The organism is Amylibacter sp. IMCC11727 (assembly GCF_029854195.1).
In the GTDB taxonomy this organism is placed as follows: domain Bacteria; phylum Pseudomonadota; class Alphaproteobacteria; order Rhodobacterales; family Rhodobacteraceae; genus Amylibacter.
On sequence record NZ_CP122960.1, the window covers coordinates 2479132 to 2504269 of the forward strand.

At 53.3% G+C, this 25138-nt stretch carries 26 protein-coding genes; 19 read left to right on the forward strand and 7 right to left on the reverse strand.

Going from position 1 to position 25138, the window contains the following annotated elements:
• The first annotated feature begins 4 nt into the window (after nucleotides 1-4).
• From dnaG to QBD29_RS12570, 3 genes are all read left to right on the forward strand, one after another.
• Nucleotides 5-1963: a DNA primase gene (gene dnaG, locus QBD29_RS12560; RefSeq protein ID WP_280098438.1), complete on the forward strand. Its 1959-nt coding sequence runs from the start codon at nucleotides 5-7 to the stop codon at nucleotides 1961-1963.
• Between the two features lie 125 nt (nucleotides 1964-2088).
• The gene (gene rpoD / locus QBD29_RS12565; protein ID WP_280098439.1) at nucleotides 2089-4077 is read left to right on the forward strand and encodes an RNA polymerase sigma factor RpoD; all 1989 of its coding nucleotides are present in this window, start codon (nucleotides 2089-2091) and stop codon (nucleotides 4075-4077) included.
• A gap of 245 nt (nucleotides 4078-4322) precedes the next feature.
• The gene (locus tag QBD29_RS12570) at nucleotides 4323-4730 is read left to right on the forward strand and encodes a hypothetical protein (protein WP_280098440.1); all 408 of its coding nucleotides are present in this window, start codon (nucleotides 4323-4325) and stop codon (nucleotides 4728-4730) included.
• 1 nt (nucleotide 4731) lies between these two features.
• On the opposite strand, the gene QBD29_RS12575 is transcribed toward QBD29_RS12570, so the two are convergent.
• Nucleotides 4732-5406: a hypothetical protein gene (locus QBD29_RS12575; RefSeq protein WP_280098441.1), complete on the reverse strand. Its 675-nt coding sequence runs from the start codon at nucleotides 5404-5406 to the stop codon at nucleotides 4732-4734.
• Between the two features lie 102 nt (nucleotides 5407-5508).
• On the opposite strand from QBD29_RS12575, the gene QBD29_RS12580 reads away from it, so the two are divergent.
• Nucleotides 5509-5928 carry a secondary thiamine-phosphate synthase enzyme YjbQ gene (locus QBD29_RS12580; RefSeq protein WP_280098442.1) on the forward strand — a complete coding sequence of 140 codons (420 nt, stop codon included), beginning with the start codon at nucleotides 5509-5511 and terminating at the stop codon, nucleotides 5926-5928.
• Between the two features lie 69 nt (nucleotides 5929-5997).
• On the forward strand, nucleotides 5998-6435 hold the full coding sequence (locus QBD29_RS12585; RefSeq protein WP_280098443.1) for a DCC1-like thiol-disulfide oxidoreductase family protein: 438 nt from the start codon (nucleotides 5998-6000) through the stop codon (nucleotides 6433-6435).
• 9 nt (nucleotides 6436-6444) lie between these two features.
• Here the strand turns inward: QBD29_RS12585 and QBD29_RS12590 are convergent, their stop codons facing one another.
• Nucleotides 6445-7338 carry a hypothetical protein gene (locus QBD29_RS12590; protein ID WP_280098444.1) on the reverse strand — a complete coding sequence of 298 codons (894 nt, stop codon included), beginning with the start codon at nucleotides 7336-7338 and terminating at the stop codon, nucleotides 6445-6447.
• The gene (locus tag QBD29_RS12595) at nucleotides 7338-7880 is read right to left on the reverse strand and encodes a hypothetical protein (RefSeq protein ID WP_280098445.1); all 543 of its coding nucleotides are present in this window, start codon (nucleotides 7878-7880) and stop codon (nucleotides 7338-7340) included. The genes QBD29_RS12590 and QBD29_RS12595 overlap by 1 nt, the downstream gene beginning before the upstream one ends.
• Before the next feature lie 177 nt (nucleotides 7881-8057).
• Between QBD29_RS12595 and nrdR the strand changes: the two genes are divergently transcribed.
• Together nrdR and ribD are read left to right on the forward strand one after the other, a co-directional pair.
• Nucleotides 8058-8531, forward strand: a complete 474-nt coding sequence (nrdR, locus tag QBD29_RS12600; RefSeq protein WP_280098446.1) for a transcriptional regulator NrdR — start codon at nucleotides 8058-8060, stop codon at nucleotides 8529-8531.
• Entirely contained in the window at nucleotides 8528-9631 is a 1104-nt protein-coding gene (gene ribD / locus QBD29_RS12605; protein ID WP_347935825.1) for a bifunctional diaminohydroxyphosphoribosylaminopyrimidine deaminase/5-amino-6-(5-phosphoribosylamino)uracil reductase RibD, read from the forward strand. The genes nrdR and ribD overlap by 4 nt, the downstream gene beginning before the upstream one ends.
• Here ribD and QBD29_RS12610 read toward each other — a convergent pair.
• From QBD29_RS12610 to QBD29_RS12620, 3 genes are all read right to left on the reverse strand, one after another.
• The gene (locus QBD29_RS12610) at nucleotides 9628-11691 is read right to left on the reverse strand and encodes a capsular polysaccharide biosynthesis protein (protein WP_280098447.1); all 2064 of its coding nucleotides are present in this window, start codon (nucleotides 11689-11691) and stop codon (nucleotides 9628-9630) included. The two genes, ribD and QBD29_RS12610, sit on opposite strands and share 4 nt — an antisense overlap.
• A gap of 18 nt (nucleotides 11692-11709) precedes the next feature.
• Nucleotides 11710-12804 (reverse strand): polysaccharide biosynthesis/export family protein, encoded by a 1095-nt coding sequence (locus QBD29_RS12615; protein WP_280098448.1) that lies wholly within the window; start codon nucleotides 12802-12804, stop codon nucleotides 11710-11712.
• A gap of 125 nt (nucleotides 12805-12929) precedes the next feature.
• Nucleotides 12930-14219, reverse strand: a complete 1290-nt coding sequence (locus QBD29_RS12620) for a capsular biosynthesis protein (protein WP_280098449.1) — start codon at nucleotides 14217-14219, stop codon at nucleotides 12930-12932.
• Between the two features lie 237 nt (nucleotides 14220-14456).
• Between QBD29_RS12620 and QBD29_RS12625 the strand changes: the two genes are divergently transcribed.
• The 12 genes from QBD29_RS12625 to rimI all read left to right on the forward strand — a co-directional run bounded on the left by QBD29_RS12625 (nucleotide 14457) and on the right by rimI (nucleotide 24373).
• The gene (locus tag QBD29_RS12625; protein ID WP_280100965.1) at nucleotides 14457-15059 is read left to right on the forward strand and encodes a riboflavin synthase; all 603 of its coding nucleotides are present in this window, start codon (nucleotides 14457-14459) and stop codon (nucleotides 15057-15059) included.
• Nucleotides 15059-16147, forward strand: a complete 1089-nt coding sequence (ribB, locus tag QBD29_RS12630) for a 3,4-dihydroxy-2-butanone-4-phosphate synthase (protein WP_280098450.1) — start codon at nucleotides 15059-15061, stop codon at nucleotides 16145-16147. Before QBD29_RS12625 ends, ribB begins: the two co-directional genes overlap by 1 nt.
• A gap of 3 nt (nucleotides 16148-16150) precedes the next feature.
• Nucleotides 16151-16705, forward strand: a complete 555-nt coding sequence (locus QBD29_RS12635; RefSeq protein WP_280098451.1) for a 6,7-dimethyl-8-ribityllumazine synthase — start codon at nucleotides 16151-16153, stop codon at nucleotides 16703-16705.
• Nucleotides 16702-17163 (forward strand): transcription antitermination factor NusB, encoded by a 462-nt coding sequence (nusB, locus tag QBD29_RS12640; protein WP_280098452.1) that lies wholly within the window; start codon nucleotides 16702-16704, stop codon nucleotides 17161-17163. Before QBD29_RS12635 ends, nusB begins: the two co-directional genes overlap by 4 nt.
• A gap of 97 nt (nucleotides 17164-17260) precedes the next feature.
• The gene (locus QBD29_RS12645; RefSeq protein ID WP_280098453.1) at nucleotides 17261-18475 is read left to right on the forward strand and encodes an MFS transporter; all 1215 of its coding nucleotides are present in this window, start codon (nucleotides 17261-17263) and stop codon (nucleotides 18473-18475) included.
• 113 nt (nucleotides 18476-18588) lie between these two features.
• Nucleotides 18589-19755, forward strand: a complete 1167-nt coding sequence (locus QBD29_RS12650) for an alpha-hydroxy acid oxidase (RefSeq protein ID WP_280098454.1) — start codon at nucleotides 18589-18591, stop codon at nucleotides 19753-19755.
• 316 nt (nucleotides 19756-20071) lie between these two features.
• The gene (locus tag QBD29_RS12655; RefSeq protein ID WP_280100966.1) at nucleotides 20072-20722 is read left to right on the forward strand and encodes a 50S ribosomal protein L25/general stress protein Ctc; all 651 of its coding nucleotides are present in this window, start codon (nucleotides 20072-20074) and stop codon (nucleotides 20720-20722) included.
• 103 nt (nucleotides 20723-20825) lie between these two features.
• Nucleotides 20826-21509, forward strand: coding sequence for an aminoacyl-tRNA hydrolase (gene pth / locus QBD29_RS12660; protein ID WP_280098455.1), 684 nt, complete (start codon nucleotides 20826-20828; stop codon nucleotides 21507-21509).
• A 4-nt stretch (nucleotides 21510-21513) separates the two neighbouring features.
• The gene (locus QBD29_RS12665; RefSeq protein ID WP_280098456.1) at nucleotides 21514-22719 is read left to right on the forward strand and encodes a serine hydrolase; all 1206 of its coding nucleotides are present in this window, start codon (nucleotides 21514-21516) and stop codon (nucleotides 22717-22719) included.
• Nucleotides 22720-22786: 67 nt separating this feature from the next.
• The gene (locus QBD29_RS12670; RefSeq protein WP_280098457.1) at nucleotides 22787-23347 is read left to right on the forward strand and encodes a NifU family protein; all 561 of its coding nucleotides are present in this window, start codon (nucleotides 22787-22789) and stop codon (nucleotides 23345-23347) included.
• Nucleotides 23337-23966 carry a tRNA (adenosine(37)-N6)-threonylcarbamoyltransferase complex dimerization subunit type 1 TsaB gene (gene tsaB, locus QBD29_RS12675; protein WP_280098458.1) on the forward strand — a complete coding sequence of 210 codons (630 nt, stop codon included), beginning with the start codon at nucleotides 23337-23339 and terminating at the stop codon, nucleotides 23964-23966. The genes QBD29_RS12670 and tsaB overlap by 11 nt, the downstream gene beginning before the upstream one ends.
• The gene (rimI, locus tag QBD29_RS12680; RefSeq protein WP_280098459.1) at nucleotides 23963-24373 is read left to right on the forward strand and encodes a ribosomal protein S18-alanine N-acetyltransferase; all 411 of its coding nucleotides are present in this window, start codon (nucleotides 23963-23965) and stop codon (nucleotides 24371-24373) included. The genes tsaB and rimI overlap by 4 nt, the downstream gene beginning before the upstream one ends.
• Here the strand turns inward: rimI and QBD29_RS12685 are convergent.
• Nucleotides 24370-25107 carry an SDR family oxidoreductase gene (locus QBD29_RS12685; protein WP_280098460.1) on the reverse strand — a complete coding sequence of 246 codons (738 nt, stop codon included), beginning with the start codon at nucleotides 25105-25107 and terminating at the stop codon, nucleotides 24370-24372. The two genes, rimI and QBD29_RS12685, sit on opposite strands and share 4 nt — an antisense overlap.
• Nucleotides 25108-25138: the final 31 nt, after the last annotated feature.

Sequence of the window (25138 nt, forward strand, 5' to 3'; positions counted from 1 at the left end):
CGCCATGAGTCTGCCCGACGGTTTCCTTGATGAATTGCGCACACGTCTTTCGATCGCACAGGTCGTTGGCCGCAAAGTTACGTGGGATACGCGCAAGTCCAATGTGGGCAAAGGCGACTACTGGTCGCCCTGCCCCTTTCATCAGGAAAAAACTGCGTCTTTTCATGTAGATGACCGCAAAGGCTTTTTCTATTGCTTTGGCTGCCATGCCAAAGGGGACGCGCTGACTTTTGTGCGTGAGACCGAAAATGTCGGCTTTATGGAAGCGGTGGAGATTCTGGCAGGCGAAGCGGGCATGCCCGTTCCAAAACGTGATCCTGTGGCCCAGAAAAAGGCGGATCAGCGTACGGTTCTTGCCGAAATTATGGAACAAGCACTGCAATTCTATCGCATGCAGTTGAAAACCAATGTGGCAACTGCTGCACGCGACTATCTTGACGGGCGTGGCATGCCGCAGGTCATTCAGGATCGATTTGAAATCGGGTTTGCACCAGACACACGCAGTGCGTTGTTTCAGCATCTTACAGGGAAAGGGATCAAACCCGAAGACCTCGACGAAGCAGGGCTTTGCGTCAAACCCGATGATGGGGGCAGCCCGTTTGATCGGTTCCGCGGGCGCATCATCTTTCCTATTCGTGATGCGCGTGGGCGCTGTATTGCGTTTGGTGGCCGCGCGATGGACCCGAATGCGCGGGCCAAATACCTCAACAGCCCCGAAACCCCCCTGTTTGACAAAGGTCGCAGTCTTTACAATCACGGTCCTGCTCGCGAAGCGGCTGGCAAGGCGCAAAGCCTGATTGTGGCCGAAGGCTACATGGACGTAATCGCTTTGGCACAAGCAGGTTTCGATCATGCCGTAGCCCCGCTTGGAACAGCGATAACTGAAAATCAGTTGCAGTTGATGTGGCGTATGTCCCCTGAACCCATCATTGCCCTTGATGGTGACACCGCAGGTATTCGCGCGGCGCGGCGGTTGATTGATCTGGCCTTGCCTCTGATGGAGGCGGGCAAATCCTTGCGCTTTGTTGTGCTGCCCGAAGGCCAAGACCCCGATGACCTGCTGAAGGCATCTGGCGCCAAAGCCATGCAAGACCTGCTGGATGCGGCCCAACCCATGGTCCGTCTATTGTGGGAACGCGAGATTGAAGGCAAGGTTTTTGACAGCCCAGAGCGCCGCGCCAGTCTAGATGCCAGCCTGCGCACGGCCCTGTCAGCGATCAAAGACCCGTCTTTGCGCAATCACTACACCGCCGCGATTAAGGAACTGCGCGCGGAGCTGTTTGCCCCAAAACACGGCACTTCGACGCAACAGAACGCACCTTGGTCGGGAGGCTGGCGCAACAAGCCACCGCAAAACGCGACCAGTGGTTTGAAATCCTCGCTGCTTGGGCAAAAAACCGCTACGGACACCACGCGCTTGCGTGAAGCCTTAATCCTTGCGGCAGCCATCCGCAATCCACATGCAGCGGTAGAGCATGAAACAATGCTTGAAAAATCCCCTATTGCCGCCCCCGATTTGATTAAAATTCAATCGGCCCTCTTGGCATTGCTGCACATGGACCTATCTGAAGATCAGGGATCGGGACCACTCATCGCCGCACTGACGGACCGCCTTGGGTTTAACCCAATGGATCATTTGATGACGCTGCCCCCCGTTCGCATACACCCCCATCTGCACCCAGATGCAGACCCCGAACTGGTGGCCATGACCCTGCGCGAAGAGCTGGTCAAACATGCCGCCATCAAAGGAGCGGAAGCAGAACTGCGCGATGCAGAAGAAGAAGTGGAAGGATTGGCCGATGAAGGGCTGACATGGCGCATCCAACAAGCGTCTGAAGCACGGGCCAATGCAACCAAAGCAGACATAAAATCAGGTGGCGATGGCTCTGAAGACAGGGAAAATTTGTCACTAAACCTACAAAAAATGATCGATGATCAGATTTGGGTAAAGAAAAAGGGGTAGAACCATTGCGAATCATTGATTCGTTCTATTGATTCGCCCACAGCTAGGTGATTCGGTCTGTTGGCCGAATCAGAACGCTTATGATCGCGATTTGCGGCAAGCGTATAAGGGATTTGGAGGCTATAATGGCAGCGAAAGATAACACCGCATCAAAGACGGACGATCAAGACGCAGACGGCCCAATGAATGACATGAGCCAAGCGGCCGTGAAAAAAATGATCTCTGGCGCGCGCGCTCGGGGATACATTACCTATGACGAGCTGAACCAAGTTCTGCCCCCTGATCAGGTGTCTTCGGAACAAATCGAAGACGTGATGTCCATGCTGTCTGAAATGGGCATCAACATCATCGAAGAAGAAGAAGTCGAAGACGACGGCGCCAAAGACCTCGCGGTGGTTGAACAAAACGCCAAAGAAGTGGCGCTGGCGGAAACCGGCAAAGAAACACTCGACCGCACGGACGATCCCGTGCGCATGTATCTGCGTGAAATGGGCTCTGTTGAGTTGTTGTCTCGTGAAGGCGAGATCGCAATTGCCAAACGCATCGAAGCGGGCCGCAACACAATGATTGCGGGTCTGTGCGAAAGCCCTCTGACTTTCCAAGCGATCACCATCTGGCGCGAAGAACTTTTGGAAGAAGATATCCTTCTGCGCGATGTGATTGATCTGGAAACCACCTTTGGCGACACCATGGAAGACGACGAAGAAGACAGCGTCGCCTCTGGCTTGAAAACCGCTGCGGGGCCAACTGCGGTTCCTGCTGCTGAAAAGGTTCAAGAAGTGGACGCCGACGGCAACCCAATTGAAACTGACGACGATGACGACGACGAGGATGAAGCAGCCAACATGTCGCTGGCCGCGATGGAAGCGGCGCTAAAACCGCAAGTCCTCGAAACGCTGGAAAAGATCGCGCATGACTATGAGGGTCTGGCCGCGATGCAGGATGTGCGGATTTCTGCGACCCTGAACGAAGACGAAAGCTATTCCGATAAGGAAGAAAAAGCCTATCAAAAGCTGCGCACGTCTTTGGTGGAACAGGTGAACGCGCTGCACCTGCACAACAACCGTATCGAGGCGTTGATTGACCAGCTTTATGGCATCAACCGCAAGATCATGTCGCTCGACTCAGGTATGGTGAAGCTGGCCGACCAATCCCGCATCAACCGCCGCGAGTTCATCGACGTTTACCGCGGTAAAGAGCTCGATCCGATGTGGCTCGACAATGTGGCCGAAATGACAGGCCGTGGCTGGAGCCAATTCATCGAACGCTTCCGCGACAAAGCCGAAGATATCCGCGCCGAAATGGCACAAGTTGGCCAATATGTGGGCGTGGACATCACCGAATTCCGCCGCATCGTGAACCAAGTGCAAAAGGGCGAAAAAGAAGCCCGTCTTGCCAAGAAAGAAATGGTCGAAGCCAACCTGCGTTTGGTTATCTCCATTGCCAAGAAATACACCAACCGTGGCCTGCAATTCCTTGATCTGATTCAGGAAGGGAACATCGGCCTGATGAAGGCGGTTGATAAATTCGAATACCGTCGTGGGTATAAATTCTCGACCTATGCCACGTGGTGGATTCGTCAGGCGATCACCCGTTCCATTGCTGATCAGGCCCGCACGATCCGTATTCCGGTTCACATGATCGAAACGATCAACAAACTGGTGCGCACAGGTCGCCAGATGCTGCACGAAATTGGCCGCGAACCCACACCAGAGGAATTGGCAGGCAAGCTGCAAATGCCGCTGGATAAAGTGCGCAAGGTGATGAAAATTGCCAAAGAGCCGATTTCCCTCGAAACACCGATTGGCGACGAGGAAGACTCGCAGCTCGGTGATTTCATCGAAGACAAGAACGCGATCCTGCCACTGGATTCCGCCATTCAGGGCAACCTGAAGGAAACCACAACGCGGGTTCTGGCGTCACTGACACCCCGCGAAGAACGCGTTCTTCGCATGCGGTTCGGGATTGGGATGAATACCGACCACACGCTCGAAGAAGTGGGTCAACAGTTCAGTGTGACACGGGAACGTATCCGCCAGATTGAGGCCAAAGCGCTGCGGAAGTTGAAGCATCCGAGCCGGAGCCGGAAGCTGCGGAGTTTCTTGGATCAGTAGGATTCGATGGATTTCGATTATTTTTTCAGAAGCGCATAGACCGAATACTGAATACAAGGAAGTTAGCGCGCATAGGTCTGCTTGAAGAGCAACGAAAAATTGAAAAGAATGAAGATCCGTACCAGGCATATTATTCCGAAGGACCAGAGCCCCTATACCTAGAAGAATGGCTGGAAATCCACTATGGACTGGAGGCTATTGATTTCCATACAATAACGGACCTTTCAAATGCGCTAAAAGTTAACTTGGAAGCGACCGCTTCCAAACACCTTTCCAAAGACTATCGCGATAGCGGCAAGTATAAAAATCTCTTTAAGGGTAAATCTTTTGTGGAAGGCTATCTTCTGGCGCTTGGCCTTGAAGGTGGGTCAAAGACATTTAATGAGACCAAGAGCTTCAAAAGACTCGAACAGTTAACCGCTGTCCGAAACGCTTTTCAGCATCAATCAACTTTGGGAACAGATGTCATTTATGCAAACGAAGTAAAAACGAGGCGTAATTCGAAATTTCTTTTCTCTGTAGAACATGAAAACTCAGAACAATCATATTTTGGCCAACAGGTTACTCTTGACGAAAAAATATTGTTTCAAATTGTCGATGATCTTCGAAGTTTATCGAGTGAATTGAAGTCTGCTCTTTATCCTTGGCGTTAGCTCACCGTTTTAACCGACAAATCCCCTTAACCTGCACATCCTTCCACCCAATAATCACGCTCTTGCTCGGCAGTTTTTCCAGCGGAAAATATTCCTTCAACATCGCTTCTAACCGCGACGTTCTCGGCGCTTTCGGATCAAGCAGTGAACAGCACAAATACTCCTCCACAATCCGCCCTTGTTGCTCATATCCATAGGACAGGAAATCCCCATCCGTGTCGGGATCAATCAGATACGGATCATCCTTCGTCTGATGCTCCCGTGCGGCCTTCAGCGGGTGATACTTCGTTACTTTGCGGTTCTGCCACTGCCACGCATGGGTCAGCTCATGGGCCAGAAACAGCGCCTGATACAGGTACAGTTTATCCCCATAATCAGGCATGTAATCCTCAAGGTAATAATCTTCGTTCACCCAAACCTTGTTAAACAACGCCACCGCCGATGGGGCGCCTGTTACAAATTCCGTTTGCGGTTCTGGGTAAATCCGTTCCGTACAGGCCACGCGGGGGCGTTTTCGGGCGCGTAGGGTGTAGGATTTCACGGGTGCTTTGTTCAGCAAACGTACTTTGGCCGTGTCCAAATCAGCGCCATGCACATGGGCCGCAAACCGCATTTCGTTTTCGGTCAGGGGGCGTCCACAAGCCGCCAGAAACAAAAGAAGGATAAGCGCGCGCATGCACGCAGATTGCGGCGGACAGGACCAAAGTGCAATGCGAAATCACTGTAAAAGACAAGGCCGCACCATCATGTTAGACAGGGAAAAATAACGGAACAACAGATGCAAACCGAATTTCAAATCACAACAACGGGCGCGGGACTTTATGAATTTACCCAAGACGTGTCTGCCTTCATCCGCTCACAGACCGCCAACACCGGAGTTCTAACCCTTTTCGTGCGCCACACCTCGTGCTCTCTGCTCATTCAAGAAAACGCCCACCCCGACGTGCAGACCGATTTGCAGGCCTATTTTTCGCGCCTTGTCCCACCGAGTACAGACCCAAGCATGAAATACCTGCGCCACACAATGGAAGGACCAGATGATATGCCCGCCCATATTAAGGCTGCGATGATGCCTGTTTTCCTTACAATTCCGATATCTGCGGGCCGACTGGTGCTGGGCACATGGCAAGGGATTTACCTTTTCGAACATCGCGACCGTCCACATACGCGATCTGTCTTTGGGCATATTTCGCCCTAATCCTGCGGCGATGCGTGGTCTTGGCAAGCCGCCCAGCCTGCCCTACATCAGGGCCAAAGCAAGGAAACCATGATGCAACTGTCCCCAGAGATTTTGCAAAAGATCGACAACCGCGATTTCATCATTTTTGATGGGGTTTGTGTGCTGTGCAACGGATGGGTGAAATTTGTGCTGCGGTTTGATCGACGGGAAAACTTCCATTTCGTGATCGCACAGTCTGACCTTGGCGAAGACATTTATGCGCAGCTTGGCCTGAAATCAGATGATTACGACACTTTCATCATCGTAAAAAACGGCGAAATGTTTACAAAACTTGATGGTGTGTTTGCTTTGATGAGCGGGATTGGCTGGCCGTGGAAAATACTCAGCATCGGGAAAATCCTGCCAAAACAGCTGAAGGATTGGATGTATGACCGTGTGGCCAAAAACCGCTATGCGCTGTTTGGCAAACGTGACACCTGCATGATGCCGTCGCCCGAGGTGAAGGCCCGCTTTATAGGTGTTTAACCCAATCGCCTAGCCGATGATGCCTGGTCGCAGGCCCATGGCCTCCATGATCATCAGATAGGCGATGCCAATCACATACCACAAGCGCACCGATTTCGTGTTTTCATCGGTGATCGCGTATCCGAGGATCAAGTTCATCGACAAAAATACATTTTCATTGCGCGTTGAATAGATAATCAGCACGAAGAGCATGATCGCATAATGCGCCCATACGCCCAGCTTTTTTCGGGCCAGCACACATGCTTCGATCATCACTTGGCTTGCCAATGCCAGCCATGTCAGAATAATCGCCAAAACTTGGATCATTGGCGGGATTGTAACAGCCACGCTTGCTTGTGCCGCAGGGGCCATGCCCATCAATGCCTTTTGCGCCGCCAGATTTGCATGAACGGTTTGGGGCCAGTTCGGATCCACCAATGAAATCAGAGTTTTAAACATGTATCCATTGGCCAAATAACTGCCGATCAAGTCGCCGCTCATGTAATGGGCCGAAATCAGTTTTTGGATCAACGCCAGCCCCATCAGAATGCTGATCAAAAACACCGCCGCACGCGATACATTGCGCGACGCGTTATCCCCTGACGCACAGGCCACCATCAGCGCAATTCCGATGTAGGTGATGACAAATCCGTGGTTTGCAATGACATAGAAATTCATCACCACGTTCAATGCCAACCCAAGCGTGATCCACAACAACAGAGTGAACCGATGGCGCATATCATCCGTAGCGATCAGCAGGATCAGCAAGAACGGGACCGCCAAACGGGCCGCAAACGGGATGTAATCCTTGGTGGTGAAAAACACGAAAACAATCGCAGAAAATAAAATAAGGAGCGTGCGAATATGCTCTTCGGTTACAAATCGGGCGATGGGCGCAATCAGGGTGCGGTCACGAAACGCCATTAGGACTGCCCTCCGCCATTGCGTTCGAACACGGCAGATCGGACCACTTTTTGGCCTGACACATCGTATCTGTTTTCGTAGACCACCACAGAAATATCTTTGCGTTTGAATACTTTGCCTTCTGCGGGGACAACATCGCCAATCACGCTGTCATGCCAGCCAACCCGTGCCGCAAGGTTGATCAAAGCATCAGCTTGATTGTCTCTGGGATAATAGCGAACGTTTTCGGCAGATGTAGTGATCTGATTTAAGAAATTTGTGCCACGCAAGCTGGCCAAGTCACGCCATGCCGAAAATTCTGGGGTTTCAGGCCAGACGCGCACATTGGCCGCGCCTTCTGCACCTTTCAGTATGATCCAGACACTGCGATCTTCGACGTGAGGTTCGGTGTACATGCCAAACCCGCCGCCTTTCCATGCCAACAGCGGCGTCGTTTTATGCGTGTAGGCCTGAAACAACACGTTAGCAGACACGACAACTGCCAAACCCGCAATCAGCAGTGCTGCTTTCTGCCCTGTCCAAATGAACATTTTTTCAAACATGATGCGCCCCGCAATACCCCGTATCTGTCCCTATCAAGCAGCTTTGTCCCCCGTCAACTTAAACCCACTAGATCGCGCAGCAAACACTCCATGTAGGGGCGCGTGATTTTTTCTACCCAAAGGCTAGAATTTCGCTATAGTCCGAAGAAAAGACCAATAAAATCGAGGTACAGGCCCATGAGATGTCCGTTTTGCGGAAATACAGACACCCAAGTGAAAGACAGCCGCCCAGCTGAAGACCACGTTGCCATTCGGCGGCGGCGGTTTTGTCCGTCTTGTGGCGGGCGGTTTACCACCTATGAACGCGTCCAATTGCGCGACCTTATTGTGGTGAAAAAGAACGGCAAACGCGAAGACTTTGATCGTGACAAGCTGGAACGCTCCATTCGGATCGCGATGCAGAAGCGCCCTATCGAACCGGAGCGCGTGGATCAGCTGATTTCGGGCATTGTGCGCCGTCTGGAAAGCATGGGCGAAAGCGATGTGCATTCTGACAAAATCGGTGAGATTGTGATGGACACATTGGCACGGATCGACACGGTTGCTTACGTGCGGTTTGCCAGTGTTTACAAGAACTTCCAAGCGGCTGATGACTTTGAGGATTTTGTAAGCGAACTTCGTCCACCTGAACCGAGCGAAGACGACAAGTGACGCCAAACACCATTGATGAACGCTGGATGCGATTGGCCCTGACCTTGGGCCGGCGCGGGCTGGGTCAAGTTTGGCCCAACCCCGCTGTTGGATGCGTCATCGTTAAGGAAGGTCGCGTTGTTGGGCGGGGATGGACGCAAGTTGGCGGCCGCCCCCACGCTGAGGTTCACGCCTTGGCCCAAGCAGGTGATGGTGCCAAAGGGGCCACCGCCTATGTCACGCTCGAGCCCTGCGCCCACCATGGCAAATCGCCCCCCTGCGCCAACGCATTGGTAAAAGCGGGTCTGTCGCGTGTGGTCAGCGCCTTAACGGACCCTGATCCACGTGTCAGCGGTAAAGGTCATTCCATTTTGCGCGAGGCGGGTATCGAGGTGAGCGAAGGGATCTGTGCCGATCTTGCAAAGGATGCCCATCGCGGATTTCTTTTGCGCACAACACAGAACCGTCCGCTGGTGACCCTTAAACTCGCCAGCAGTTTGGACGGGCGCATCGCAACACACACAGGGGACAGCAAATGGATCACTGGGTCAGCCGCCCGCAGATCGGTACATCTGATGCGGGCCCGCCATGATGCAATCCTTGTGGGGCGCAACACGGTCAGCAACGACGATCCTGATTTGACGGTGCGCGATATGGGGCTTAGCGCTCGCTCCCCCGTTCGCGTGGTTTTGGACAGTCACCTTTCAAGTGATCCATGCGCGAAACTGGTGACATCTGCAGGGAAAACCCCAACATGGTTTTGCCACGCAGACACCGCAACGGACAAAAACGGCCTGTTTCAATCGGGCGTCGAGGGCATCTCTTGCGCCACAACGGCCGCGGGTCAATTGGACATCACGGATGTACTGCACAAATTGGCGGCCCGTGGCATCACGCGCCTAATGGTCGAAGGTGGCGGGCAAGTGGCGGCATCTCTATTACGGGCTGATTGTGTGGATCAACTGGCACTTTATTCCGCAGGCGTTGTGATTGGGGCCGAAGGTCTGCCAAACATCGCTGATATGGGGTTTGACATGCTAAAGGACGCGCCGCGATTTGAACGCGTGCAAGCGTCCAGCATCGGTCCTGACGTTCTAACCGTTTGGAAGCGCGCCGCTTAACGCCACAGATGGGCGTAGCTGGCAAACAGGCCCTGCGCCTTGGCCAACCATCTGTTGCTGCCGCGCGCAGATCGTTGAACCTGCCCGTTTGCAAACCGCTCCAACACCGTTTCGATGGAACAAGGGATGCTTGTTACAGGGTCCCAATACAACGGATAATCAATCAACGTGGCATGGATCAACCCGTCTAATGTCACCTGCACATTGCGCCGTGCGGGCACTTCACCGCGGTCATCGGTCAAACCCCAGCCCGCGTAAAACGGTACACCAAAACAGGTCACGCCTTTGCCGCGCATCAGCGCCTCAAACCCTGTAAGCGAGGTGATTGTGGCCACGTGCTCCACCTGATCCAGCAGCGTGGCAATATCCGCATCTGGCAGGATCAGATCGGCAATTTCAGCAATTGCCGCCACACCCGCACCGCCATCGCGGAGCCCCGCCATTACATCGGGGTGGGGCTTATAAATCAAAAAGCTGTTTGGAAAGGCATCCCGCGTGGCCCGCACCAGATCAAGGTTTGTGCGCACCGCTCCCGCCCCTTTCAGGATGGATTGGTCATTTTCCACCTGCCCTGGGATCAATACCGTATGCCGCCCTTTTGGCAGATCAACAGATGCCGCCTTCAAATTATATTTGGACAGCTTCAACGCCACCATCTTAGCCCGAATGGTTGTCGCCCGGTGAAAGGCAAAATCGGGTAATTCTGCGCTTTTAGCAATCAACCGCTCCAAGCGGCTTTCGCGGGTTGGGTCATAATAAATCCCCAGATCATCCAAGGCCAAGGACACAGGTTCGATCAGTTCTGCGCCCAGCCCGGCAGACCGCAAGAAACCATCCTCCACTCGATACAGCGTGGCCCCAACCGCCGCACAGCTTTCGGCCAATTCGACGGTTTCTTTCCCTGACCAGACCAATAAATCCGCCCCATCCCGTGTTGCGGCCCTTATTGCCTTGGGCACATCATCAATAAACAGGGGCGGTCGTGTCGTGCCTTTGAAAAACCGCTTCAAAAACCCGCGTTTCCACAACCGCATTCCAACCAAAACTTGGGGCTTTTTAAACCTGCGGGCAAATGCGGCCTGCGTTGCCAAGGTGCGCGCCGTGCTGGCGCAATCGGTTTTGCGATCCAGAAACGGATCATACCAATGGCAGTATTCCATGTAGGCAGCATGAAACAACTGCTCTGCACTGCGCGGCTCCGCTTGAACCGTCGCAGAATTGCGATCGTCGGTTAACCCAATCCCACAATAAAACGCGTTGCCAAACACAGTTGGACGATGCCTTGCAAAAATCGCTTCCATTCCCATGGTCGAAGACACGCAATACACCTTGTGCGCCGCTTGCATCAGCGCCCAAGGGGAGACCGCGTCACGTAACAACTGCACGCGCCCGCCCTGATCCGCCGCATCGAAATAGCCGCGCCGTTGCCCTGCACCCGTTTCAGGATGCGTCTTGATCACGATCGGCACATCAGGATTTTCTGACAGCGCCGCATCAAGCATCTGTTGAAATGTACCCTCGTCAGCATTTGCCCCCGCAATGGACGCATCATGGCGGGTCTGGTCTATCAGCAACACGAACTTTTCTGGCAGGTCTGGCAGCGAAACGGGAAAGTCGTTGTATTTTGACAGATGGTGGTCTGCCATAAAAGCAATCAAATCCCGCGCCTCTTGTTTTTGCGCCTCGGACATACTGCCAGATTGCGCCAACAGGTCTTGGAAATCGCTGGGTTTGTCCGTCTCAAAATAGATGCCCTGCGCGTCAAAAACCAAAGACTGCGGTCCTTCGCCTTGCCGCCCACTTTGCACAGATCGCAGGAAACCATCTTCGGCACACAGCACAGATCCGCCAGAACTTTGCGCAATCATTTGGCCGCGCTTCGCCGTTCCAGCCCGACCCCAGATCAACACTTGATCGGTGTCTCGTGGCCAGCCAAAACGCGGCGCTTTGCCAAATGCGCCCAGCGCACGACGCAGCGGCTGATTGCGCCAATATGTTAGGGAAAAGCCAAAAACCCGTGGGCGCTTGGGTTCGGCATCCACGGGTTTCTGATCTGTCATAACGCTAAACTGCGGCGGTTAACCACCAGAGGCCGCGCTCAGGGATTGCGCTGCACCAACGCTGGATGTCAGCACGCTCAGAGTTTTTGTCCACTGCACATACGGTGCCTCGGTCACATAGATTGTGTCCCCATCGCGGATTGCGAAATCTCGGCCGAGGAAAACACCTGTGGGTTCTGTCAGATCGAGAACATATGCAAAGCGTTTCGGCGTTTGGAAATCATTTCGGCCCAAGACGCGGTTGGCGAATTCAGGTGATTCATCGCGGAAGATGAAAATGCCCGTTGGATCGGCAAGGTTGGAATTCAAACCACCCATAAAGGCAATCGCTTCGATCGCGGTCATGGTTGGTTGCGGGAATTCAACCAAGGACTGGCCACCCGTTGCACCCAATGCAGTAAACCGACGCGTGTCTTCTTGGATTAGAATACGATCTCCAGGGCGCAGGGCGATGTCTTGTTTGTTGCTTTCAAACAAATCTTCGAGCCATACTGTCCCTTTGTGTTTTCCCCGAATAACCGTGACGCGGGTGTTTTCTGGATCAGTTGTTACACCGCCTGCATTGGCGATCATGGTTGACAGCGTGCTGGTGGAGGCCTCAATCGGGAACACACCTTGCCCCCCTGCCCCAACAATAGAAACGGTGGAACCGTCTCCTGCGGCACGCGCCACGATAAATTGCGGATCAGGTGTTTGGCTGTCGAGCTTGCGCGTGATGATCCCACGCAGCTGTTCAGGTGTATTGCCCGCGGCGCGAATACGGCCAGCATACGGCACAAAGATAAAGCCCGATTGATCGACGGTGATTTCGGTCAGCGTGGACGGTGCTCCCGCGGTGCCAAAAAGGCCTTCTTCAACGTTTTCATAAACCGTGAACAGCAGACGATCCCCTTTGCGGATTGTATCCGCGCCGATGCGTCCTGCTTTCAGAAATTGATCGCTAAACCCGACAGATGCGCCTTCGGCGGTGGCTTGCACCACACGATCGTTCACAGACACAATATATGCATTACCTTGCTGCTGAACGGAGCCTGCAAAGATTTCTCGCTTATTGGGGCCAGGTCGCGGCAATCCACAGGATGCCACGGTAAACGCCACAACGAAAAGAGCCATTACCCCGGCTCTGGGTCTCATGAATTTTGACAAGGTTACTGCCCTTTTTATGTCAAACTGCCTCGGTTTTTTTCTTTTACCGTTGCACAAACATAAGATTTTTCAAAGCTTTTTGATTTACGGGGTTACTTCACGACCCGAAACTGTTGCATTGGGGCCGCGTTTGATCGGACCAACGCATCGTATGGATCATGCTCTGACAGGACCATATCCACCACTTGGCGGATCAATCGAACCCGCCCTTTTCGCGAATAATATCCGCCTGTAATTTGTGATGTCATCAGCAAAAACTGCCGATAATCGCGATATGCCGACATATCGGGTTTCTTTGGATGGGCGAAAAAATCGGCCAAATCCTGTTCCGACGTGAACTCTGGCTTACAAAACACCCCTGTGCCCAGCGCCTTAACGGGCAATCCGCGCCACAACGCTTGCTGCGCGGCGGTAGAATTGATCGTCACAACAGAGCGTGCAAAATCCAACAATTCGGCCAGTTTGCCGCCGCGCACAAAATGCACGCGCCCTTCCAGCCCGTATTCTTTGGCCAATTGCGCCGCCACATGGGACAGCGGCTGGCGGTCGTCTTCCAGCGGGTGTGATTTGAACACAAGATGATGATGTTTGGGCGCTTTTTCCGCAAAAGCCACGACGCATTCGCGAATGAACTCGGCCATGCCAGTAAACCGCGAATGGCTACGGATGGACGCGTCATGGCTCAGTTGCAGCAAACTCAAATGATACACAAACCCATTGCGTTTGATCTGCTGAGTGGCCCGCCAACGCCGATACGCATAAATTGGGCGCGTGATCAAACGCTTGAAATGCAACCAAAATTCGTGGCTCACGGGACTGTCTCGGTGGGTTTCGTAATTTTGAAACCGTTTATTGCGCACCAAAATTTGCCAATGATACACGGCACCAAGCAGGATGTGCTGGCGCATATCCCCCCACCGGGCGGGTGCTTCGGGTTGTTCGTTATCCACATACTGCAGACCCTGACGCATATCCGCCACGCTCAGATCCATCAGACGGGAATGGCCGTTTACACCACCCCGCTCATAAGTGCACCAATAAGGGCGCAAATACCCTTCTTCAAAGCAATGGATGCGGATGCCAAGTTTCGTGGCCACCTCAATCGCTGTTTTGTGCAGTGGGCGCGTGTCCCCATAAATCACCAAGTCGGTGATGCTGTTGCGCATGAAATCTTCGATAAATACGCCCCACTGATCGTAAGGATCAGTATAGGCCACGAAAGTTGAACGGTTGCGCCAGAAAAAACGGTCCCCTTCGTTGAAACCAATTTTTGTGACAGAGGCACCGGATTGAACAATCGCCTTGCTCAGGTCATAAAAAAACGGGCCATGCGGACCCTGTAAAAACAGAAATGACTTTTCGTCTTGGTTCACTTTACCCACCGGTGACCCCTGCACCCTGCGCTGTTAAACGCAAGAAATACTGTGCATTTGTTGCTTTTGCCATTCAATTTTTACGGATCAACGCAGATTGCGCCCGTACCTTTACGACTTCAGAACACTCTTTACTCAGACGCACGTGCAAACCTTGCCTTTAACCGTGCGCCTTGGCACCATAGATGCCCTTGCCCAATTTGTACACAAAGGCTACGTGCAGGGCAGTAAAAATGAGGTGACATGATGTTTACAGGTATCATCACAGATATTGGCGAAGTGGCCGAGCTGGAACAACGCGGCGATCTGCGCGCGCGTATTGCCACCTCGTATGATCCTGAAACTATTGATTTGGGTGCATCCATCGCTTGTGAGGGCGTTTGTCTAACCGTTATCGAAATGGGCACAGGAGCTGATAAGAATTGGTTCGATGTGGAAATTTCCGCGGAAACCGTTTCCAAAACTAATCTTTCATCTTGGGCCGTTGGTCGTCCGATCAACTTGGAACGGGCACTTAAGGTTGGCGATGAGCTTGGCGGTCATATTGTGTCTGGCCATGTGGACGGGTTGGCCGAAGTGATTTCCATCGCTGATGAAGGCGACAGCACCCGCGTCACGTTGCGCGCACCTGAAGAACTGGCAAAATTCATCGCCCCCAAAGGCTCGGTTGCGCTGAACGGTACATCCCTAACGGTGAACGGCTTGAACAATACAGATTTCGACATCAACTTCATCCCTCACACAAAGCAAAACACCACTTGGGGCCACGTGAAACTGGGTGATCAGGTGAATTTGGAAATTGACACGCTCGCACGATATGTGGCGCGTCTGGCGGAAATGACATCCTAATGGCTGATGATATCCAAAACGCGATTGCGCCCATCGAAACCATTATTGCGGACGCCAAAGCTGGCCGCATGTTCATTCTGGTGGATCACGAAGACCGCGAAAACGAAGGCGATCTGGTGATCCCAGCTGAAATGGCGGATGCGGCTGCGGTGAACTTCATGGCCACGCATGGGCGCGGCCTGATCTGCCTGACGCTTGAAAATGAACGCCTTGACGCGCTTGGCCTGCCGATGATGGCTGCGAGCAATTCATCGCGCCACGAAACCGCCTTTACCGTGTCCATCGAAGCCCGCGAAGGCGTGACCACGGGCATTTCCGCCCACGACCGCGCTAAAACGATCGAAGTGGCAATTGATCCAGAAACGGGCGCCCAAGATATCGCGACACCTGGTCACGTGTTTCCTTTGCGCGCCCGTAACGGTGGCGTTCTGGTTCGCGCTGGCCATACCGAGGCCGCCGTGGACGTGTCCCGCCTTGCAGGTTTGAACCCATCAGGTGTGATTTGCGAGATTATGAACGAAGACGGATCCATGGCCCGCCTACCCGATCTGGTGACTTTTGCGAAAAAGCACGATCTGAACATCGGCACGATTTCCGATCTGATCGCCTATCGTCTGCGCTATGATAACCTTGTGACGCAAACCCAAACCCGTACTGTCACATCTGCCTTTGGCGGTGATTGGGATATGCGGGTGTTTGCCGATAAAACCAACGACACCGAACATGTGGTGCTGGTCAAAGGCGACATTACCACAGACGAACCTGTCTTGGTACGCACTCATGCCCTGAATGTGGCCGAAGACGTGCTTGGCCTTGGGACCACAGGTAAACTGCCCCAAGCCATGGAACGCATCGCTGAAGCTGGACGCGGCGTTGTTATCTTATTCCGTGATCTGGACGCAAAACTGCAACTTGATGAAGGCGACACACCGCGCCGTTTGCGCTACACGGGGCTTGGCTCTCAGATTATGTCTTCCCTTGGCATTCGCGACTTTGTCTTGGTCACAGACAGCCCAATGCCTCAGATTATTGGCCTTGATGCTTATGATCTGAACATCGTTGGCACGCACCCCATTTCGAAAGGTTGATCCATGGCTGGTTCTGAAACCCATCACACCCTGCCCGCCCCTGTTTTTGCAGACGAAAAACCCAACCTCGCGATTGTGGTGTCCCCGTATTACAAAGACATTGCCGACAATCTAGTGGCAGGCGCACAGGCAGCGATCACCGCGAGCGGCGCAACCTTTGAAATGGTAGAGGTCCCCGGCGCGCTGGAAATCCCAACTGCGATCCGCATCGCGGCGCGGTCCAACAATTTTGACGGTTTTGTCGCGCTTGGTTGCGTAATCCGTGGGGAAACCACCCACTACGAAACGGTCTGCAACGATTCCAGCCGCGCGCTGCAATTGCTCGGGCTCGAAGGATATTGCATCGGCAACGGCATTCTCACGGTTGAAAACCGCACCCAAGCAGAAGTCCGCGCCGATAAAGACGGCCAAAACAAGGGCGGCGGTGCCGCGGAAGCCGCGCTTCACCTAATCGCGCTCACCCATCGTTTCTTAAAGAAAACCAAAGGGATCGGTTTTAAACCCGCATCTGAACACATCCTGATGGCAGGACAATCCAAGGACAAGAACACAGCATGAAACCTGCCGACAATAGACAGAAAAAATCCGCAACGCGGCTCTATGCTGTGCAGGCCCTGTTCCAGATGGAAGCATCTGACACAGACGCAGATACCGTGCGCGATCAATTCCTAAACCACCGTTTTGGTGCAGAAGAAGACGGTATCGAATGGTTCGATGGCAAAACCGCCCTGTTCGAAGATTTGCTGACCACGGCTGTTCGCAATCAGGCCAAGATTGACCAACTGACAGACACAGCACTGGTTGAAAAATGGCCCATTGATCGCATTGATTCCACCATTCGCGCGCTGTTTCGCGCCGCTGGGGCCGAATTGATTATGGCGAAAACCCCGCCAAAGGTTGTCATTTCAGAATTTGTCGACGTGACAAAATCCTTTTTCCCTGATGGACGCGAAGCAAAATTCGTGAATGCCGTGCTTGATCATATGGCTCGGGCTATTCAGCCAGAAAAATTCTGACCCAATGTCAAAAATCGCCACTCTTTGTCGAAAAAGCACAAGGTGTGGCGATCTATCAGGCGCAATCTGACAGAAAATCCCATTCTGAGAGCGCATCATGCGTCTGATCATTTCCTTTGCGGCCCTGTTTCTGTCCATCTCGCTTTTGCAGTTATCAAGCGGAGCCATTGGGCCCCTTGATGCCCTAGCAGGGATTCAACGCGGGTTCGGCCAAACGCAAATCGGCTTGCTTGGCTCCGCGCACTTCTTGGGTTTTTTCATTGGCTGTTGGTGGTCACCCCGCCTGATGGGGACAGTCGGCCATTCTCGCGCTTTCGCTGTTTTTGCGGCCTTTGGGGCCATCGGAGCTATCGCCCACCCGATGCTGATAGACCCAACTGCATGGGCCATTATGCGTATCATGACGGGTCTGTGTATCGCGGGCTGTTACACCGTGGTCGAAGCATGGCTGCAAGCCAAACTAACGAACGAGACCCGCGGTCGCGTCATGGGAACGTACCGCATTGTGGACATCGGCGCGTCTTCCTTGGCACAGTTGATGATCGGCGTGCTCGATCCTGCCAGTTATGTGTCTTACAACCTGCTTGCAATTCTGTGTTGTGCGTGCCTGTTCCCACTTACACTCACACAATCGCGCCAACCTGAAACGCCGGATGCGCCGCGCCTGCATCCCATCCGCACCGCAATCACATCGCCCCTTGGGGCCGCAGGTGTGATGGTGGCTGGCACAACTTCGGCTGCATTTCGTATGGTTTCCCCTATTTATGGCAGTGAAATAGGTCTGACAGCTGCGCAAATCGGCTCTTTCCTTGCCACAGTTCTTATTGGCGGAGCGGTGGCGCAGTTTCCTGCGGGTTGGCTCGCCGATAAATATGACCGCCGCTATGTTCTGATTGGATTATCTGTCGCATCCATTGCCGTATGCCTTGGTTTGGTTGCAGCCAGCAACATGGGATTTGGCGCCGTATTTGTGATGGCTGCTCTTTTTGGGGCCACAACATTCCCAATCTTTTCGGTCTCTGCCGCTCATGCAAATGATTTTGCGACACCTGAACAATCCGTAGAATTGAACGCATCTTTGATGTTCCTCTACGCCCTTGGTGCGATTTTCAGTCCGATTATCGCCGCCAATTTAATTGGCAACTTTGGCCCTGCCGCCCTGTTTGCCTTTATCTCTGGTGCGCATTTGATCTTGGTCATCTTTGGCCTCGCCCGTATGGCAGTGCGCCCGACCAGCACAGACAAAACGCGCTATAAATACCTCCCGCGCACCTCCTACACGGTTGCCCGATTGCTGCGGCGCAAACGCTAAGCGCAAAAAATCGTACATTTTGGACCAATCAGCTTACCAATTTGCCCCCATCCACCCTTGAGCCTGCACAAATCCCTCCGTTAAGCTGATCCAAACGAACAGCGGAGGCTCCGATGGCACCCATCACCAATATATACGACCTCAAGGCGCTTCACAAAAAGCGCACGCCAAAGATGTTTTACGACTATGCCGAAAGCGGATCATGGAGCGAGCAGACCTTTCGCGACAATGTCGACGATTTTGGCAAGATCCGCCTGCGCCAAAAGGTGGCCGTGGATATGTCAAATCGGTCCACACAGATGCCGATCCTAGGCCAAGATGCCACAATGCCTGTGTCGCTGGCCCCAATCGGGATGCTTGGCATGCAACACCCAGACGGTGAAATCTTGGCAGCCCAAGCCGCCGAAGCCTTTGGCATCCCCTTCACCCTGTCTACGATGTCGATCTGTTCCATCGAGGACGTGGCCGAACACACAACCAAACCCTTTTGGTTCCAGCTTTACGTGATGAAAGACCGCGACTTTATCGAACGGTTGATTGATCGCGCCAAGGCGGCGAAATGTTCAGCGCTGGTACTGACCTATGATCTGCAAATCCTTGGCCAGCGCCACAAAGACATCAAAAACGGATTGTCCGCTCCGCCAAAACCAACCCTTGCCAATCTTATCAACACCGCCACAAAACTGCGCTGGGTCAAAAGCTATCTCGGCACATCCCGCCGCGAATTTCGCAACATTGTGGGCCACGCCAAAAACGTCACGGATATGGCAAACCTTGGCGCATGGACCGCAGAACAATTTGATCCAAAACTGAATTGGGACGATGTGGCGTGGATCAAAGACCGCTGGGGCGGCCCGCTGATCCTGAAAGGCATTCTTGATACAGAAGATGCCAAACGGGCCGTGCAAACGGGTGCAGATGCGCTGATTGTATCCAACCACGGCGGACGACAGCTTGACGGTGCCCTGTCTTCTATTCGCATGTTGCCTGATATTGTGGATGCGGTTGGCGACCAAATCGAAGTGCATTTTGACGGTGGCATTCGTTCAGGCCAAGACGTGCTCAAGGCCATATCGATGGGCGCCAAAAGCACCATGATCGGCCGGGCCTTTGTGCATGGCCTTGGTGCGATGGGCAAAGCAGGGGTGACCGAGGCGCTCAATGTGATCCACAAAGAACTGGACACCACCATGGCACTGTGCGGAGAACGTGAGCTGAAAAACATGGGCCGCCACAACCTGCTAATCCCCCATGATTTTCGCGGTCAGTGGGAGCCATAAGGCCGATTGTTTCCAATTTGGAAAAAAAGCTTGCTCGAATCGACGCAATGTTTCTACCTTAAGTAACCTAAATCTGCTTTTGGGAACACTTATGCGCCACTTTACGACCCGAACCGCGGGCGGTTTTACCGCTGTCTGGTTTCATTCTCTTGAATGGTATTACACCACACTTGAAACTGTCCTTGATCGTTTCCAAAGCAAGGACCCCAGATAAGGCAAATTCAGCCTTGCCCTTTTAGATATTCTCGCCTAATGCAGCAGCTTCACGCGGCACTTACACCCTTGGAGGATTGCCGCCTTTGTAACTTAGGAGAATATCATGGCTGATATGCCAAATATTAACGCTACACTGCGTGAGGGGACAGGCAAGGGGGCCGCCCGCCAAGCACGTCGTGATGGGCTTGTTCCCGGTGTAGTTTACGGTGGTGGCGACGACCCCATCGCAATCAACGTTAAATTCAACGAGCTGTTCAAACAGTTGAAAGCAGGCAAATTCTTGTCCACGCTGTTCAACCTGAAAATTGAAGGCCAAGAAGACGTTCGTGTGATCTGTCGGAACGTACAGCGCGATGTTGTGAAGGATCTTCCAACACACCTCGACCTGATGCGCCTGCGTCGCACATCCCGTGTTAACCTGTTCATTCCAGTGACGTTCATCAACGAAGAAACTTCTGTTGGCCTGAAACGTGGCGGTACATTGACAGCGGTTCGCACAGAAATCGAATTGAAGGTAACTGCGGGCAATATCCCAGAAGCCATCGAAATTGATCTGGAAAATCTGGACATCGGTGACGTTGTGAACATTTCCGACGTAACCCTGCCAGAAGGCTCGCGCCCAATGATCACAGACCGTGACTTTGTAATCGCGAACATTTCTGCACCATCTTCCTTGAAATCCGAAGGCGAAGACGAGGATGAAGGCGAAGAAGCAGAAGCGCCAGCAGCAGAAGAAACAACAGAAGAGTAATCTTCCAAGCTTTCAAAATTTCAAAGGCCCGCGCGTTCAAACAACGTGCGGGCCTTTTCTGTTTCGGCTATAAGGCCCCAAACACTACGCCCAGGAGGTTCACATGCAAATTTTCGTTGGCCTTGGTAACCCCGGTGCAAAATATGCGGGCAACCGTCACAACATTGGCTTCATGGCGCTGGATCGGATCGCATCTGATCACGGCTTCGGCCCGTGGCGTTCCAAATTTCAAGGCGTCATCAGCGAAGGTCGGTTTGGCTCTGACCGTGTGGTTCTGCTCAAACCCGAAACCTATATGAACCTGTCTGGCCAATCTGTGGCTGCGGCCGCAAAGTTTTACAAAACAGACGTGTCAGACATCACTGTGTTCCACGATGAACTGGACCTCGCACCAGGAAAGTGTCGATACAAAACGGGCGGCGGGCACGCAGGGCACAATGGCTTACGTTCGATCCATCAGCACCTCAATCCCGAATATAATCGCATCCGTATCGGCATTGGTCATCCAGGCCACAAAGATGCCGTTGCAAGCTATGTTTTGCGCGACTTCGCAAAGGCGGATCAGGATTGGATTGACGATCTGTTGCGCGGCATTTCCGATGGCGCCCCCGAATTGGCCAAAGGGGACAGTGGGCGGTTCATGAACGCGGTGGCCCTGCGCACTGCACCACCACGCTCTTCCACAACCAAGCCAAAAGAAAAGAAGATCGAAAAACCAGCGGAACCAGAAGCCAAGGTCGAAGAAACGCTTTCGCCTTTGCAACGGCTCGCGGCAAAGTTTCGGTAATTCAATGGATTACAAAGCACTCGCCATCACGCTAAAGATTATCCTTGCCCGGCTGATACAGCTCGATTTTGTCGGCATCAACCGACTGGCCCGCGTGAACACCATGTTCGATGCAGAAAAAATCGTACAAAATTTCGTATCTATCCGCGATCTGTTTGATTTTAAGGATGTAGAACTCGACACGTCCAATCCCACGCCTCTGCCAGAAAACCCACAGCCCCTGCCCGACCAATTCAATTGGGGCGACGCGGTGATATCCCTGTCAGAGTGGCAAGCAGCTCGCAGCGTGTGCGGAATGGTTGTGCTCAAAAACGGTGAACGGGCGTACGAGGCGTATTTCCACGAAACCACGCAACACGACCGCCGCATCAGTTGGTCCATGTCCAAAAGCGTGTTGTCCATCGCCATCGGCGTTTTGCACGATCAAGGCCGCCTGCCACCGCTTGGTACACCGATTGGCCAGATTGTTCCGAGCTTGCGCGACAGCGCCTATACAAATGCAACGCTTCGCAACGTTTTGAACATGGCAAGCGGTGTTGCATTTAACGAAGACTATCTCGATTTTCATTCCGACATTAACCGCATGGGCCGCATCATTGGCACCGGTGGCTCCATGGATGCCTTCGCACAAGGAATGGTTGCGCAGGAATGGGCACCTGGCACGTACAATCACTATGTATCCATCGACACCCATGTGCTTGGCATGGTGTTACGCGCAGTCAGTGGCCAAGACCTTGATACCTTTATCCGCGATCATGTGTTTGCCAAGCTTGGCCTTGAAACCGCGCCCTATTTTGTGGCCGATAGCCTGCAAGAACCGTTTATCCTTGGTGGGTTGAACATGATGACCCGAGATTATGCGCGCATTGGATTGATGATGGTCCAAAAGGGTGAAATCGCAGGTAATCGCGTAATTTCCACCGATTGGGTTCAACGCTCTACGTCCCAATCTGCCCCGCCCCCTGATCCGGCGCGCGCGGCAATGGCCGACGGGGTTTTGGGCTATGGCTATCAGTGGTGGCTGCCGCCAAATCCTACGCAAGGCGAATATTTCGCAATCGGAATTTACGGCCAGTACATTTATATCGACACAGCACGCCAAGTGGTCATCGCCATCAACAGCGCAGATCGCGATTTTAAAGACGGCGACGGACAAATTACGCTTAACAATATTCAACTGTTCCGCCAGATCGCTGCGCATTTAGAATAATTCTAAACATTGACACTTGGCATCCAGAAGCCCATATTCAGCGCAACTCTGAAAAGGATGCAAACCCATGTTTATCCAGACCGAAAGCACACCAAACCCAGCCACGTTGAAGTTTCTTCCGGGGCAATCCGTATTGGCAACAGGCACAGCCGATTTTCCAACCGAAGAAGCGGCGCAAAACTCTCCTTTGGCGACGCAAATATTTAAGGTCCAAGGCGTCACTGGCGTGTTCTTTGGCCCTGATTTTGTCACCGTTACCAAAGACGAAAGCACGGATTGGAACCATATCAAACCCTCTATTCTGGGCGTGATTATGGAACACTACCAATCTGGCCAGCCTGTTATGGGCGATGATGCGCAGAACACAGGACACAAAGAACACACAGGCGAAGACGGCGAAATTGTCGATCAAATCAAAGACTTGCTTGATACACGCGTGCGTCCCGCGGTGGCCCAAGACGGCGGAGACATCACGTTCCACGGCTTTGATCGCGGCGTGGTTTACCTGCACATGCAAGGGGCCTGCGCAGGTTGCCCATCCAGCACGATCACCCTGAAAATGGGTATCGAAAACCTGCTGCGCCACTATATCCCCGAAGTGACCGAGGTGCGCCCCGTTGCCGCCTAACCCGATCATTTTGGCCTTTGATACCGCAGCCGCGCATTGCGCGGCTGTTGTGGTTCAAGGGGACAAAACTCTGGCCGCACGGGTGGAGCCCATGGCCAAAGGGCAAGCCGAACGCCTGTTTCCCCTGATTGAGGATGTGCTGTCAGATGCTGATATCACATGGTCCGATCTGGCGGCTATCGCGGTTGGCACGGGTCCAGGAAATTTCACAGGTATCCGCATTTCCGTTTCCGCCGCTCGGGGCTTGGCTCTTTCGCTCGGTATTCCATCCATTGGCGTTTCACGCCCCGAAGCCTTGGCCTTTGGCACATCAAGCGCGCAAACCGCCGTCATTGATGCGCGTCAAAACCGCGTTTACGTGCAGGACTTCGTGAATGGCGTGGCGCAATCAGACGTGCGCATCGAACCCATAGAAGGTTTTGCCAATCAAGCGCCTCTTTTGTGTGATGCAGATGTGGAACTAACCGCCACGCGCATTCCCACTGAAACAGCACTGGCCAACGTGGCCCGTCTTGCGGCGACTCGGTTGAACACGGATCAGCCCAAGCCAGCACCCCTCTATGTGCGCGCGCCAGATGCGGCGCTGCCGTCTGATCCACCACCGACCATTCTGCCATGACCCCTGCCCAATTGGCCGCCATTCACGCCGCAAGTTTCACGCAGCCGCGTCCGTGGTCCGCAGATGAATTTGTGGCTCTGCTTGCGTCTGAACGGACACGATTGCTGACCTCAGAAAACGGCTTTGCCCTTATCCAAACCGCAGGTCCAGAAGCAGAGCTATTGACCATCGCTGTCCATCCAAATGCCCGAAGAACGGGTCAAGGGCGCGATCTTTTAGCCCGCGCTCTCACCGCTGCGCAAAAAGCAAAATGCGAAGACATTTTCCTTGAAGTGGTGGACGACAACACCCCTGCAATCGCGCTTTATCGTGATGCGGGGTTCAGGGAACGCGCCATTCGCAAAGATTACTATAACGGTGCAAACGGTAAAAAATCATCTGCGCTTGTTATGCACAAATCGCTCTAACCGCGGCCAACAAACGGCATGTCGTTTGCCATCACTGTCATAAACAGAACATTTGTCCCCAGCGGCAAGTTGGCCATGTGCATGACTGCATTGGCCACGTGATCTACATCCATCGTCGCCTCTGCTGCGATGGTGCCGTTGGCTTGTGGCACCCCAATCGTCATTGGCTTTGCCATTTCTGTCAGCGCGTTGCCGATATCAATTTGCCCCACGTTAATGTTGAACGGCCGCCCATCGAGCGACAGCGTTTTCGTCAGCCCCGTAATCGCATGTTTGGTCGCAGTATATGGCGCGGTGCCAGGCCGTGGTGTTGTGGCCGACACGGACCCGTTGTTGATGATCCGCCCCCCTTGTGGGGATTGCGCACGCATGATGCGCCACGCCGCGCGGGCACATAGAAAGCTGCCAGTTAGGTTGATATCCACACACTGACGCCACGCATCCACATCCATTTCGTCGATGGTTGTGCCCGGCACACCAATGCCCGCATTGTTGAACAGCGCATCCAAATGCCCAAACTGTGCCACGCAGGCATCAAACGCCCCATCAACAGATGCGTCATCTGTCACATCACACGGCAATACCATTGCGCGTTCGTGGTCTGCGGCCACTTCGGCCAGTGGCCCTTCGCGCCGCCCGATCAAGCCAACATTCCAGCCAGCCGCCAAAAACGCCTGCGCCGTGGATGCCCCAACACCAGACCCCGCCCCTGTGATGATGATCGATTGTGCCATGTCGCTGCCTTCTTCAAATTATGTCGTTCAA